The sequence below is a fragment of the Ideonella azotifigens genome, from assembly GCF_006519715.1.
GTDB lineage: Bacteria > Pseudomonadota > Gammaproteobacteria > Burkholderiales > Burkholderiaceae_C > Ideonella > Ideonella azotifigens.
Map to the genome: position 1 here is coordinate 1 of NZ_VIDT01000111.1, position 11,627 is coordinate 11,627.

Genomic DNA, 11,627 nt, shown 5'->3' on the forward strand with positions numbered 1-11,627 from the left:
ACGCTGGCCGGCGGCCACTGGTCACCGGCCGAGTTCCAGCGCCAGTGCGCCGCCCACCTGGACCAGGACTTCCAGTCCTGCGTCGGCCTGATCACCTCGCTGCACGGCAACTGGCTGGACGGCCTGAAGCGCTGGGTGGCCCAGGCCGTGCTGCGCCGGTACTTCGGCAGCGACACCGCCTGGTACGGCCACACCGATCCGCGCATCGCCGCCATCGTCGCAGGCGTGCCGGCTGCGGCCGATTTCGACATGGCCACGCTGGCGCACCCGGTGGTGCCGCTGGCGCTGGTCACCGCGCCGGGCGACCAATGGCTGCATCCGCGCTTCCACAGCGACCGCGTGCTGCAGGCCTGTGCCGGTGCCTGCGTGCACCTGGCCAACCCGCCCGGCGCCGGCCACGGCTCGCTGCTCTCGCCATTGCCGCCTGGGCTCACCGGCCTGGAAGGCTCGCTGCTGAACGACCCGCCGGGCTTCGACCGCGGGCAGATGCGCGCGGTCGACCAGCAGATCGTCGGCTGGTTCCAGCAATGGTTGCTGAAATGACAGCGGACAAGCGTGGGTTCAGCTGCGCGGCGCCATGTACTGCGCCAGGAAGGGCAGCAGCTGGGCCTCGTAGGCCTTGGGCGCGTGGACATAGAGGTCCACATGCGCTGCGCCTTCGACCGGCCAGAAGCGCTTCGGTTCGGGCGCGGCGTCGAAGATGCGGCGGCTCTCGGCCAGCGTGGTGTGCAGGTCCTGCGTGCCCGCGGCGATCAACACCGGCGAGTGCAGCGAACGAATGGCCTCGACCGGGCGCAGCTCGTCGGCGCTGATGCCCAGCCGCAGCGGCAACTGCCACAGCAGCATCGGCGCCAACGCCTGGGCCGAGGTGCTGCGTGTGTTGCAAGGCCACGAAGGCTGGGTTTGGAGCGTCGCGTTCAGCCCCGATGGCCGTTGGCTGGCCAGTGCGGGGGATGACGGCAGCGTGCGCCTGTGGTCGGCACAAGGGCGCGAACTGCTGCGCCTGCGCGGCGGCGAGCGCCAGGGCATGTTGAAGTCCCAGCCTGCAACGGACGTCCCCGCCCCGGACAACTGGGTCACGCTGGACTTCCGCCAAGACCCGCGCGGCCGTTGGATGGGCCAGGGCCCCATCGTCGACATGGTGCGCTACATCGATGGCGACGAGCCCTTGCAGCCCTGGCCTTGGGTGCCCCGCTACTGGCGGGCCAGCGATCTGCCGGAATTGCGGGTGGACGCGCCACCGATGGATGACCCGACCGAACTTGCGCCACCGCGGCGCAAAGCCCCGGCCAAGACGACGGCGGCCAAGAAAGCGCCCGCCAAGAAGTCCAGCCGCAGCAAACCAGCGGCCTGAGACTTTGGTTCTAGTGGTCCACGAAGCGTTGCTGGCCCGAGGCTGGGAAGCACGGGTGTGCTTCCTTTGCCATGAAATCGATTGACGGCGGTCTCATGCAATTGCCCTGCTGGTGGATCCCTTCACAATTGAGCCCCGACTCCCGCTTGTTCGAGATGCCTACCTCTCATCATGGATAAATTCTTGCTGCAGCAGCAGGTGCTGGAACGTCTCGCCGAGGATCTGCTGCAGGCCGAACAGGCAGCGCGGGCGGCCCATGAATCGGCAACTCACGAGGAAAACATCGCCGAAAACAAGTACGACACATTGGGTCTCGAAGCCGCATACCTGGCCACCGGCCAAGCGCGTCGCGCCGAAGCCATCCGCCAGGCGATGGTCAACTGGCGCCAATTCCGCCCGCGCCCCTACGACGCCAGCAAAGGCATACAGCTCGGCGCGCTGGTCCTCCTGGTCGATTCCGACGACAAGCAGCAACAGCTCTTTCTCGGCCCGGATGGGGGCAGCATGAAGTTGGTCAGCGGCGCTCAGCTCGTTCAGGTCATCAGCAGCGAAGCCCCGTTGAGCAGGGCCATGCTGGGTAAATGCGAGGGCGATGAGGTGTCGATACAGGTCGCTCCAATCCGACAGCGGTTTGAGGTGCTGCGGGTTCATTGAGCCTCAAGCAAGTTCACGCCGAATACCGGGTTGGCTTCTGCCATGGCTGCATCCGACGACGTGGACCGGACGCTGACCGAGCCCGGACTCCCGCGCGTTGTCGTTGCCGCCCGGAAGCCACCTGTAGGAGCGCGCAACGGTTCCCATGCGAGGCCGCATCTGTGGACGCCTCGTCAAGGCATGCGGGCAGGGAGTGAATCACTGGCTGCGCTGTGCTGCGTGACTTGACCGGTGACCGCGACGCCTTGGAGAACGGTCTCAAGGCCGTTGCATCACATGGCGTGCCCAACTACTTGGCGCTCAGCGTTTCGGCTTCGAGGGCGGCAAGGTCGAGCAGGGACGGGCCATGCTGGCGCTGCGCATTCAGCAGGGACTCTGGGGCAAGACCCTGCCCGGCGACGTGATGGACGAGGCGGGCGGGCCCACCGGGTCGCTCTGGGGACGGGGCCGCGTGAGCACCACCGATCAGGCGCAGGCCCTGGAGAACGGCGTGGCCGAACGTCACGCCAGCTTGTGCGACGGCATGGAACACGCCGGTCTGGATCAGGCGCGCCGCGCGCTGGTGGCCGGGCCGGTGGACATTTCATGGGAATGGCCGCAAGCCGGTCAACTGGTGCTCACGTTCTCTTTGCCTGCAGGCAACTACGCCACGTCCGTTCTGAACGAAATCCTCCGCACCACGGAGCCTGATCGGCACACGGAGAACGAGCCTGCGGCTGTCGAATGACGGTGTCCTCACCGCGGGTGAAGGGTTGCTCGATGGGCGGCGGATCGGTGCGCGCGGTCGGCGACCACCGCATCGCCACGCCAGCATCACAACATCCAAAATTCGAGGGGCAGATTTTTTGAATCGGCGCGGGAGGAGGCCTGCGAGGCTGGCGGCACCGAGACTGTCTGCGCAATGGCGGGTCTCTGGTGCCACACCAGGACGGCGAGCGCGATCAAGAGGGCCAGCACGGCAACGCGGCCGAAGACGAGACGAGACACAGGACGACGCGTCGCAACGATAGACGAGACCTTCATGACGCCTCCACCTGCTGCCGGGAGTGATCGCGCAGGCGTTCAGCTGCTGCGCCGCTCATCATTTCGTTGGCGAGCATGCTGTAGACCGAGGTCCACGCCGCGCGCACGTCCTCGGTGAAGGCGCAGGCCAGTCCGTCGTGGAGCGTTTGAAACAGTGCTTCGGCCACCACCGGGTAGTGCGAGTCTTGCACCCCATAGCCGAGATGGCGAGCGCCAAGGCTGCGCAGCACCGGCATCAGCTGCTCGGGTTGGTCCAGAAGGGTCAGGGCGGCGCCGATCATGCTCATCAGCCGCTGGCCCTGCACCGTCATGTCACCGCCGAACATCGGCGCGAGCGATGGGTCGAGCCGCAGGAGATGGCGGTAGAACTGCGAAGCGACCTCGGGCTGGCTCGGCGCGACGAGCGCCCAGCTGGTGCGGACGAGCTCGATGGTGGAGGTGTCGAGAGTGGTCATGGATCGATTCCGGGTGGTGTCGGTGCGGGTGTTGGGCGCGGATCGCTTCAACGCTGCTGCATGGCGAGGATGGTCGGAGAGTCGACGACGATCCACGCGGTGGTGGCCGGAGGTTGCACGATGAACGTGTTCGGATCGGTGTGCGGCAGTTGACCTGCGCGATACGTCGCCAGCGCCGGATGCTCGAAATTGGCATGCGCCGCCTGCCCAGCCGCGCCACGGGCGGGGTGCCCGGGCATGAAGGTCGACGGGTCGAACTCGGCATCGGCGGCCCGCGCCTTCGTGGCCGCCGGGTGATGGCCGAAATCGGTGGCGCGGGCCGGCGCGACAAAGGTCGAGAGCGCTGCTGCAGCGACAAACGAGGCAACGATGGGGGTGCGGAAGGAGGTCATGGACGGTGGTCTTTCAGGAGGGGTGTCGGATCGGTTCAGTGGCTGCTTTTGCGCAGTGCACGAATGATCCGGCGACCGGCCTGGACAGCCGCTAACCGATGACTAACAGGCGTCCCCTTCTTTTAGGGGGCGCTTCCAGCGTTCAGCGTTCAGCGTTCAGCGGGCAGCGGCAGCGGCAGCGGCAGCGCCGCGATCCACTTGCATCGCTGAGGACAGCTGCGCGTACGCCTCGCGCCAGGCGGCCCGCGTCGACGTCGTGAAAGCCTTGCCAACGCTCGCCTGCAGCGTCCACATCAGGGCTGCGCCGACCGCCTCGTAATGCGCCGGCGTCGCCGCGAAGCCCGCGTGGCTGCGCCGCAGAGGGCCCGCCACTGTTTCGAGGGCGCCGTTCTCTCCGAGCGACGCCACCAAGGCGTTCAAGGTGTCGAACAACTTTGCGGCTTGCTGCGACAGATCGGCCTTGAACAGGGGTCGCAGCGACGGATCCAGCTCGAAAAGCCGCTCATAGAACATCTGTGCGGCGGTTTCGCGCAGCGGGAAGACCTGCTGCCAGCTGAGGCGGACCAGTTCGATCTGTTGCGGGCTCATCGTGGCTCCGGTGTCAGGCTTGCGGGATGCTTGCGAGCAGGGCCAGCGTTTCGCGGGAAGGCGGCACCCCGAGTACGTTGGCAAGCAGCTCGCGGCAGCGCTGGAAGCTGCGCATCGCCGCTGCCGGCTGGTCGAGTGCGAGGTGGCTGCGCATCAGGCCGCGATAGAAGGGCTCCACCAGTGGATCCTCGGTGGCACCGTGCCCGTAGAGTGCGATCGCGGCGATCCAGGCCGCCTGCTCCTCCAGGTGGCCGCCGTACGCCGTGATCGCGTTCGCGAAGCGCGTCGCCAGGCGCTCTCGCGCGAGAACGGCCCAGCCTTCCACGCTGGTGCTGCCAAACAGACGCAGGTCCCGACGCAGTCTGAGTCGCCGCGCCGCCGCGCTCAGCTCGGCCTCCGCGCCGGGCGCCTCGGGCAGCGCGGTCAACGCATCGCAGTCGCGTTCGAATGCCGTGACGTCGCACCAGACCAGGGCCGGGTCTAGCCACAGCCGTCCTTCGGCAAGCGTCAACGCCCCGTCGACCTGCAGCAGCTTGCGCAGGCGCATCAGCGTCATGTCGAACGATGCCTTCGGCGCCTCCGCTTCCAGGTCGGGCCACAGCAGGTCGATCAGCTCGCCGGTGGGCAGGCCCCGCTCGCGGCTGGTGGCGCCGTGGGCGATCAGCGCTCGAAGCAACTCCATCGGTTTGCGCTGACCTTTGCCTTCCGCGCTGAGCGGCACGCCGTCGCGCTGGACCTCAAAGCGTCCGAGGGCGTACAGGCGCAGCCGCCACGGCCAGGTTTCGGGTGCGTTCGCCGGCGGCGCCAACCCGCATTTCCGGATGACGCTGGTGACGAACTCGACCTCGATCCGCTGCTCCAGCGCCTGCATGCAGATGCGGGCCTTGAACGCCGGGTGGCCGTCGAAACTGTCGTAGAACTGGCGCTCGCGCAGACCGGACCAGACCGACGCCATCATCTCGCGCCCCCGCGGATCGCCGCGGTCCAGCGCCTCGGATGCCAGCATCGCCGCGATCATCTCGCGAACTTCCTGGGCGAAGCCAGGGGGCAGCAGCGGAATCGCCTCTTCCATCTGGCGCCGCGCGCCGATGCCGTCGTTCAGCAGCAGTCGCACGCTGGCCTCGTTGACGATGTAGGCACCCAGCATCGGCCCTGGGCATTGCAGCTCGACTGCGAGTTTGCGGGCGCGGACGGCGCGGAACAGCGCGTCGTCGACCTGGCCCTTGATGAGTGCGACGCGCATCCGCGTCACATCGAGCAGCATCAGTTCACGCAGGCTGCCAGGATCGACCAGCGTCTCGGCTTCGGCCAGTGCACGTTCCGCGCGCCGCAGGTCACCGCCGTTCAGGCTGTGGCCGACCTCGTCGAAGGCCAGCGTGAACCGCACGTCGCGAAGCCCGTGGCGTTCGGCCAGCGCGCGTGCCGACTCGGTGGCGGCAGCCTCCTGCAACGGGTCTTTTGCATAGCCAGCGCAGCTCCGCCAGCGCAGCAGCCACTGGCCGTGCCGGTGCGGCTGGAGTGTGGTGTCCGTCAGGTGGGGAAGCACGAGTGCATTGACACGCAGTCCCAGTTCGCGCAGTTCGCGCGGCTCGACGAAGTACAGCAGGATGCGGGCCGCCGCCAGCCGCAGGTTCACGTCCAGGCCGCCGGGTTGCTCCAGCAACGCCAGCAACCGTGCCACGTTGGCGTCGGTATCCGGGTCGTCGAGATCGACATACAGCTGGCCGATCAGCAGCGCCGTGCGGACCAGCAGTTCATCGTCGGGTGCCGGCAGCGCCAGTGCGGGCTGCTTGAGCGCCGCAACGTGCTTCAGCATCTCCGCCATGTCCCTGAAATTGCCCACCGTGTGGCTGGTCAGCACCAATGCAGCGGCGCTTGTCAGCACGCCGCGCTCGTCGTGCAGTTCGAGCGATCGCGCATGCGCCTCACGCAACAGCGTCATCGCGCCTGCGTGCCCCGCGTGCGAAAGCGCCAGACCTTTGCAGAGTGGATCCATCACGGGATTGAGTGCCGCACGCTCAAGCGATGCTCTTGCCGAGACACAAGGGTGGAATGTCGACGTCGTTGTCGGTCTGGCGTCTGCATGGCACGGGGCGCCGGTCGGCTTGAGCGATGACACGCCGACTGTGCCACCAAAGAGGAGACCCATGATCCATAAAGTTGCGGAGAGTCAACTCACCATCATCCCCCGGACGTTCACGTCGCCTGCGCGCTGGATGAATCGGGTGTCGCCGAAGAGGGCGGGTTGGTGCGCGCGGCTGGTGCCACACTGGCAGGCCCATGCCACAGCACCTTGACGACGCACCTTTGCTGCCCGGCTTCGAGCCCGCGCCGCTGCCGGCCGGCTTCCACTTCCTGCCGGGCCATTTCGATGCTGCCGAGCAGGCCGCTCTGCTGGCCGAACTGCGCCAGCTGCTCGCCGAGGCGCCGCTGTTCCAGCAAGCCATGCCACGCAGCGGCGCGCCGCTCAGCGTGCGCATGAGCGGCGCCGGCACCTGGGGCTGGGTGACGGACAAGGTCGGTGGCTACCGCTACCAGCGCACGCATCCGGTGACGGGTCATGCGTGGCCGGCGATTCCCGAGCGGCTGCTGCGGCTGTGGGCCGAGGCGACCGGCGAGGCGCGGCCGCCGAACCAGTGCCTGATCAATTACTACGACGCCAAGGCCAGGCTGGGCTTGCACCAGGACAAGGACGCGGTGAGCCTCGGCGGGCCGGTGGTGTCGGTTTCGCTGGGCGACGATGCGCGGTTTGCGGTGGGCGGGCTGGCGCGCAATGCGCCGCTGCAGCGCCTGGACCTGCACAGCGGCGACGTGGTCTGGTTTGGCGGCGCTGGCCGGCTGCTGTTCCACGGCGTGGACCGAATCCGCTTCGGCAGCTCGGCGCTGCTGGCCGAAGGCGGGCGGCTGAACGTGACGCTGCGGCGCATTGAAGGCGTGCCAAGACCTGACGGCACCTTGCCGGGGTGAAGTCCGCCTGCGCCGCCGGGCATGGCTCAGGCCTGCATTCGGCGGCGCAGCGTGCTCATGCGCGACGGCCCGGCGAGTTTCTGTGGGTGCGCTGCGGCGTGGGCATCATGGGCAGGAACAGCAACTCGCCGGGCCGGCTGGGCACCGGCTTGGCCGTGCCGAGCGTGGCAGGGCCGCGGGTGGCAGAGCCGGCATTGGCGCGGCTGGCGCCGATCAGCTTGTTGTAGACCGACTCTGCGTAGTCGATGTACTCGATGTTCTCCTTCTCGGAGAAGCCCATCTTGTAGAGCTGGTCCTCGTAGGCGAGCAGGAATGTGTTCAGGTCCAGCGAGGCCACGTCGATGCTGGCCTTGGAGGCGTAGACCGCCATGCAGCTCTGGATCTGGGAGGTGATGCCCTCTGCCTCCACAAGGCGCCGCCAGGCCATGATGTCGTAGCGCACCAGTGCGCGGGACTGGACCGTGATGTAGTAGCTGTGCATTTCCTGCTGCGTGGCCTGGCCTGCCCCCAGGATCGCCGTGAGCCCGGTGGTGACCAGGTCCGCGATGCCGCTGATGATTTGCTCGGAGCCGCCCGAGACGAATTTCTTGATCGCACCGGAAACCTCGGTCGCAATTTTGCCGGCGTCGTCCTTCACGTACGCTCGATACTCGGAATGCGAGGCCATCACCATGGTGATGGGCGCCGTCCTGTTTTCCTGGGTGCCGGCCGTGAGGTAGCTTCGGAAAACATCGTTCTCGAATTCGAGCGCCTTGTTTTCGGCCAGTTCGCTCAGCAGATTCAACGACAAGGTCAGCTGTGTGGTCTTATTCGGGGTGGGGTCCAGCGCCTTGATGGCGTCAGCAAGAACAGACATGGGGATTCCTTTCCAGTTGAATCCAATGGATGAAAATCGGGCATGGTTCGATTTCAAGTCATCGAAGAACCAAGGCCGAAGCAGGGAAGAAGAGCAGGAAGGTCAGTCTCGATGGGCGCGCCCGCGCTCATGCGGCGGTTGGCTGGCAGGTCGAATGGTGCGGGATCCCAACGAGTCTGGTCTGAAATGGCCGATACAGCATGGCCCGGCGCTGGCGGCAGGTCCCGAACCCGTCAGTGCTTTGCAGGGTTTTGGACGAGAACTTCTCCGTCAGTGCCGATATTCTGCGGCGGTGGGGGAGGGGTGCAGCAACCTCTGAATTGAGGATGTACCTGTTTCTACCTCGGCCAACGTGGAAATGCGCAAAGGTACAGGCCGGTCGCTTCCCCTGAGTTTTGCCGGGCAGTTGCTTTTGGGCGTCGTTGCTCGCAACCAGCAAAGAAAAAGCCGCCGGAAAAAATCACGGTGGCTTGGGTATATTTCACCGTGGATTCGACGCTGCGGTTTGTCGGGGCATGGCCTCGCGACGGGTCGACGGCGCGCTACCGGACGGGCAGCTCAGCCCTCTGCGAGCTTTGCCAACTCGGCCTGGCCGACAGGCGGGGTTGCCAGCCACGGGATCGCGAACAGCCGCTTGGCCAACCCGCCGGCGACCCTGTCCAGCTGCACCTGTTCTCCCACCATGCGTGCCTGCAGCAAGGGGTCCTGCGTGCCGGAGGCCAGGATGCTGCGGTTCACCACCCATGCGAAGGGCTCCACGCCCGCGCGCCGCAGGTCGTCCTGAAGCGCGGCCGCCTGGGACACCGGGGTCACCTCCGGCAGGGTCACCAGGATCACCTGGGTCCAGTCGGGATCCTGCAGCCGTGTGAGCGGCGTGGAGACATGGCCGGCGTTGCGCCCTTCGAACTGCCGCAAGGCTTCGCGGTGGTAAGCGCCGGTGGCATCCATCAGCAGCAGCGAGTGCCCGGTGGGAGCCGTGTCCAGCACGACGAATTCGCTGCGCGCCTGGCTGACGACGCGTGCGAAGGCGTGGAACACGGCGACTTCCTCGGTGCAGGGCGATTGCAGGTCCTCCAGCAGCAAGGCCTGTTCACCAGCATTCAGCCTGGGTGACTTCGCTGCCATGACCTTGTCGATGTAGCGCTGGGTCTCCGTCTTGGGGTCGATGCGGTCCACGCTCAGTCCGGGCACTTCAGCCATGAGCGTGGCCGCCAGATGGGCCGCCGGATCGGTGGTGTTCAGGTGCACGGTCTTGCCCCGTTTGATCAGGCCCAGCGCCAGCGCGGCGGCCACCGTGGTCTTGCCGACCCCTCCCTTGCCCATCACCATGATCAGGCCGTGGCTGCCCGCCGCAAGCTCGTCTGCCAGCTGGTCCAGGCCCGGCAGCGGCGCCGCGCGTGTGGTCGTGGGGCCTGGCGCGTTCGGGCCTGTTGGCGCCAGCTCGCCCGTCAGCAGTGCGCGCAGGGCTTGCAGGCTCACGGTGTCGAAGGCGCGCAGCGGCACGCGGTCCTGCGGCAAGGCGCGCAAGGATGCCGGCATGCTGTCCAATGCCTGCTGGCCGGCGCCCTCAATCGCCAGGGCCACGGCGTCCTGCCGGTTCTGCGCGTGAAAGACACCGTTGATCGCCAGCCGCTGGTTTTGCAAACCCAGCAGCTGCAACTCCTCGGCCGTGCGCGCTGCTTCGGCCACGGCGCCCCTCTCGGCGCGGGTGACCAGCACCACGGTGGTCCGGCTGGCGTCCCGCAGCGTGGCCAGCGCCGCCTGGAAGCGGGTTTCCTGCATCTTCAGGCCCGAGTGAGGACCCAGGCAGGAAGCGCCCCGGTCGTTGCCGGCGAGAAAGCCGCTCCATGCCTGAGGCAGGCTCAGTAGGCGCAGCGTGTGGCCGGTGGGCGCGGTGTCGAACACCACGTGATCGAAGTCGGCTCCGTCGCCAGCCAGCAGGGCCGCGAACTCGTCGAACGCGGCGATCTCGGTGGTGCAGGCGCCCGAGAGCTGCTCACGCACGGTGGCCTGCTCGGCCGCTGTCGCGCCGTCGCCCATCTGGCCGAGCACCCGCGCGCGATAGGACTCGGCGGCGTTGGTCGGATCGATGTTCAGCACCGACAGCCCTGGCGCGCCAGGCACCGCCACCGGTGTGTTGCGCAACGCGATGCCCAGCATCTCGTCCAGGTTCGAGGCCGCATCGGTGCTGACCAGCAGGACGCGTTTGCCGCTGTCGGCCAGCGCCAATGCGGTGGCGGTGGACAGGGAAGTCTTCCCCACGCCGCCCTTGCCGGTGAAAAAGAGGTACCGGGTTGGGCTCTTCAGAAGTTCCATCGGCTGACCTCAGGTGATGAAGGCCAGACTGTGCACGCCGCCGTGTGGCCTGGCTTGACGCCGGTCAAGCCGATGGGGCGGCATCCACTGAATGCCCTGGCTGCCGGCCAGCGCGGCGGCCAGGTCGCCCAGGATGTCGGCATGCAGGTTGGTCGCGACGAGGGTGTCCAGTGTGGCCGGGCGGTTGGCCACGCGCGCGGTGGCGGCGTACTGGTCGAAGCCCCGGCAGATCTTCAGGCGCAGGCCCCACAGCGTGACGTGGTCGGGGATGTGCGGGTCGCCGGCCGAGCCGAACAGGATCGCGTCCTTGTCGCGCAGCGCTTCCAGCACCTGCCGGCCGCCTGGTGCACGTGCTGCCGCAGTGCCTGACGCCCGACGCCGACATCCACGCCGTCTACCCGCAGCGCCATCAACTGGCCGCGCGGGTGCGCGCCTTCGTGGATTTCCTGGCGCTGGCGCTGTCGCAGCAGGCGGCGTCAGGCAAGGCGTAGCGCGCCTGTCCTACCGCTTTCGCCTGGCTCGCGCGCGAACCTTCACAGCGGTCCCGACCAGCACCAAGGTGAGCGCACCGTTGAGCAACAGCGAAGCCAAGTCGTGGTGCTGGTTCGAGATCGGCAGCAGGCCTGGCAGGAAGAAGGCGACGCATCCCAATGCCAGGAACAGCATGGCTGCAGCCGTGAAAGCCAGCCACAGCGGAAGCCGCGTCTGATGCCTCAGCCACGCCAGGGCAAGGCCCAGGTAGGCCAGCAGCGGCATGAAGCCGGCGAACATGCCCACCGTCGGGCCGCCGTGCGCGAACGCGACTTGCGGCAGCACGGCCAGCAGCACCGCCACAAGCTTCATGGGCTGGCCCGATCCGGCAGGCGCTGCCTTGGCGCCGTGCACCTGGCGCAGGCCATGCGGGACGGCGGCTTTCATCCGAGCACGCTGTCACCACGCGCCGCAAGGCCCGCGGCGTCGAAACGGTCCTCCGCTGCGCCATGCAACTGCTGCAACCGCTTCAGCGCCACCGGCAGCTCAGT

Annotated in this window: 13 protein-coding genes and 3 pseudogenes; 6 read left to right on the plus strand and 10 right to left on the minus strand. The window is 67.4% G+C overall.

Annotated features, from left to right (window positions below; genetic code table 11):
* Window positions 1-543, plus strand: a pseudogene (locus FKP22_RS31910) (alpha/beta hydrolase family protein); the annotation flags it as partial.
* 18 nt (window positions 544-561) lie between these two features.
* On the opposite strand, the gene FKP22_RS09710 reads toward FKP22_RS31910, so the two are convergent.
* A complete protein-coding gene (locus FKP22_RS09710; RefSeq protein ID WP_170200829.1) occupies window positions 562-846 on the minus strand; it encodes an alpha/beta hydrolase in 285 nt (94 codons plus the stop codon).
* On the opposite strand from FKP22_RS09710, the gene FKP22_RS09715 reads away from it, so the two are divergent.
* From FKP22_RS09715 to FKP22_RS09725, 3 genes are all read left to right on the plus strand, one after another.
* On the plus strand, window positions 812-1,354 hold the full coding sequence (locus FKP22_RS09715; RefSeq protein ID WP_211361356.1) for a WD40 repeat domain-containing protein: 543 nt from the start codon (window positions 812-814) through the stop codon (window positions 1,352-1,354). The genes FKP22_RS09710 and FKP22_RS09715 overlap by 35 nt on opposite strands.
* A gap of 171 nt (window positions 1,355-1,525) precedes the next feature.
* Window positions 1,526-2,008, plus strand: a complete 483-nt coding sequence (locus FKP22_RS09720; protein ID WP_141287295.1) for a GreA/GreB family elongation factor — start codon at window positions 1,526-1,528, stop codon at window positions 2,006-2,008.
* Between the two features lie 346 nt (window positions 2,009-2,354).
* Window positions 2,355-2,735 carry a tRNA pseudouridine(13) synthase TruD gene (locus tag FKP22_RS09725; RefSeq protein WP_141287296.1) on the plus strand — a complete coding sequence of 127 codons (381 nt, stop codon included), beginning with the start codon at window positions 2,355-2,357 and terminating at the stop codon, window positions 2,733-2,735.
* An 86-nt stretch (window positions 2,736-2,821) separates the two neighbouring features.
* Here FKP22_RS09725 and FKP22_RS09730 read toward each other — a convergent pair whose 3' ends face one another.
* The 5 genes from FKP22_RS09730 to FKP22_RS09750 all read right to left on the minus strand — a co-directional run bounded on the left by FKP22_RS09730 (window position 2,822) and on the right by FKP22_RS09750 (window position 6,585).
* On the minus strand, window positions 2,822-3,031 hold the full coding sequence (locus tag FKP22_RS09730) for a hypothetical protein (protein WP_141287297.1): 210 nt from the start codon (window positions 3,029-3,031) through the stop codon (window positions 2,822-2,824).
* On the minus strand, window positions 3,028-3,486 hold the full coding sequence (locus FKP22_RS09735; protein ID WP_141287298.1) for a globin domain-containing protein: 459 nt from the start codon (window positions 3,484-3,486) through the stop codon (window positions 3,028-3,030). The genes FKP22_RS09730 and FKP22_RS09735 overlap by 4 nt, the downstream gene beginning before the upstream one ends.
* A gap of 47 nt (window positions 3,487-3,533) precedes the next feature.
* Entirely contained in the window at window positions 3,534-3,878 is a 345-nt protein-coding gene (locus FKP22_RS09740; RefSeq protein WP_141287299.1) for a hypothetical protein, read from the minus strand.
* Window positions 3,879-4,034: 156 nt separating this feature from the next.
* The gene (locus FKP22_RS09745) at window positions 4,035-4,466 is read right to left on the minus strand and encodes a globin domain-containing protein (protein ID WP_141287300.1); all 432 of its coding nucleotides are present in this window, start codon (window positions 4,464-4,466) and stop codon (window positions 4,035-4,037) included.
* A 13-nt stretch (window positions 4,467-4,479) separates the two neighbouring features.
* Window positions 4,480-6,585 carry an AfsR/SARP family transcriptional regulator gene (locus tag FKP22_RS09750; RefSeq protein ID WP_170200830.1) on the minus strand — a complete coding sequence of 702 codons (2,106 nt, stop codon included), beginning with the start codon at window positions 6,583-6,585 and terminating at the stop codon, window positions 4,480-4,482.
* Window positions 6,586-6,746: 161 nt separating this feature from the next.
* Here FKP22_RS09750 and FKP22_RS09755 point away from each other — a divergent pair, with 161 nt between their 5' ends.
* Window positions 6,747-7,433 carry an alpha-ketoglutarate-dependent dioxygenase AlkB gene (locus tag FKP22_RS09755; RefSeq protein ID WP_141287302.1) on the plus strand — a complete coding sequence of 229 codons (687 nt, stop codon included), beginning with the start codon at window positions 6,747-6,749 and terminating at the stop codon, window positions 7,431-7,433.
* A 55-nt stretch (window positions 7,434-7,488) separates the two neighbouring features.
* Here FKP22_RS09755 and FKP22_RS09760 read toward each other — a convergent pair whose 3' ends face one another.
* The 3 genes and pseudogenes from FKP22_RS09760 to FKP22_RS09770 form a co-directional block, all read right to left on the minus strand.
* Entirely contained in the window at window positions 7,489-8,289 is an 801-nt protein-coding gene (locus FKP22_RS09760; RefSeq protein ID WP_141287303.1) for a hypothetical protein, read from the minus strand.
* 558 nt (window positions 8,290-8,847) lie between these two features.
* Window positions 8,848-10,605 (minus strand): arsenical pump-driving ATPase, encoded by a 1,758-nt coding sequence (gene arsA / locus FKP22_RS09765; protein WP_141287304.1) that lies wholly within the window; start codon window positions 10,603-10,605, stop codon window positions 8,848-8,850.
* Window positions 10,606-10,623: 18 nt separating this feature from the next.
* A pseudogene (locus FKP22_RS09770) lies at window positions 10,624-10,932 on the minus strand (hypothetical protein); the annotation flags it as partial.
* 8 nt (window positions 10,933-10,940) lie between these two features.
* On the opposite strand from FKP22_RS09770, the pseudogene FKP22_RS09775 reads away from it, so the two are divergent.
* Window positions 10,941-11,096 (plus strand): annotated as a pseudogene (locus tag FKP22_RS09775) (LysR family transcriptional regulator); the annotation flags it as partial.
* A gap of 10 nt (window positions 11,097-11,106) precedes the next feature.
* Here FKP22_RS09775 and FKP22_RS09780 read toward each other — a convergent pair.
* Complete coding sequence (locus tag FKP22_RS09780; RefSeq protein ID WP_141287305.1) at window positions 11,107-11,523, minus strand: hypothetical protein; 417 nt, start codon at window positions 11,521-11,523, stop codon at window positions 11,107-11,109.
* Window positions 11,524-11,627 lie beyond the last annotated feature (104 nt).

Excerpts from the sequence above, each read along its gene's own strand:
- FKP22_RS09710 (WP_170200829.1), bottom strand. The coding sequence starts at position 846 with ATGCTGCTGTGGCAGTTGCCGCTGCGGCTGGGCATCAGCGCCGACGAG.
- FKP22_RS09725 (WP_141287296.1), top strand. The coding sequence starts at position 2,355 with ATGCTGGCGCTGCGCATTCAGCAGGGACTCTGGGGCAAGACCCTGCCC.
- arsA (WP_141287304.1), bottom strand. The coding sequence starts at position 10,605 with ATGGAACTTCTGAAGAGCCCAACCCGGTACCTCTTTTTCACCGGCAAG.
- FKP22_RS09715 (WP_211361356.1), top strand. The coding sequence starts at position 812 with ATGCCCAGCCGCAGCGGCAACTGCCACAGCAGCATCGGCGCCAACGCC.
- FKP22_RS09745 (WP_141287300.1), bottom strand. The coding sequence starts at position 4,466 with ATGAGCCCGCAACAGATCGAACTGGTCCGCCTCAGCTGGCAGCAGGTC.
- FKP22_RS09735 (WP_141287298.1), bottom strand. The coding sequence starts at position 3,486 with ATGACCACTCTCGACACCTCCACCATCGAGCTCGTCCGCACCAGCTGG.
- FKP22_RS09780 (WP_141287305.1), bottom strand. The coding sequence starts at position 11,523 with ATGAAAGCCGCCGTCCCGCATGGCCTGCGCCAGGTGCACGGCGCCAAG.
- FKP22_RS09720 (WP_141287295.1), top strand. The coding sequence starts at position 1,526 with ATGGATAAATTCTTGCTGCAGCAGCAGGTGCTGGAACGTCTCGCCGAG.
- FKP22_RS09730 (WP_141287297.1), bottom strand. The coding sequence starts at position 3,031 with ATGAAGGTCTCGTCTATCGTTGCGACGCGTCGTCCTGTGTCTCGTCTC.
- FKP22_RS09755 (WP_141287302.1), top strand. The coding sequence starts at position 6,747 with ATGCCACAGCACCTTGACGACGCACCTTTGCTGCCCGGCTTCGAGCCC.
- FKP22_RS09760 (WP_141287303.1), bottom strand. The coding sequence starts at position 8,289 with ATGTCTGTTCTTGCTGACGCCATCAAGGCGCTGGACCCCACCCCGAAT.
- FKP22_RS09740 (WP_141287299.1), bottom strand. The coding sequence starts at position 3,878 with ATGACCTCCTTCCGCACCCCCATCGTTGCCTCGTTTGTCGCTGCAGCA.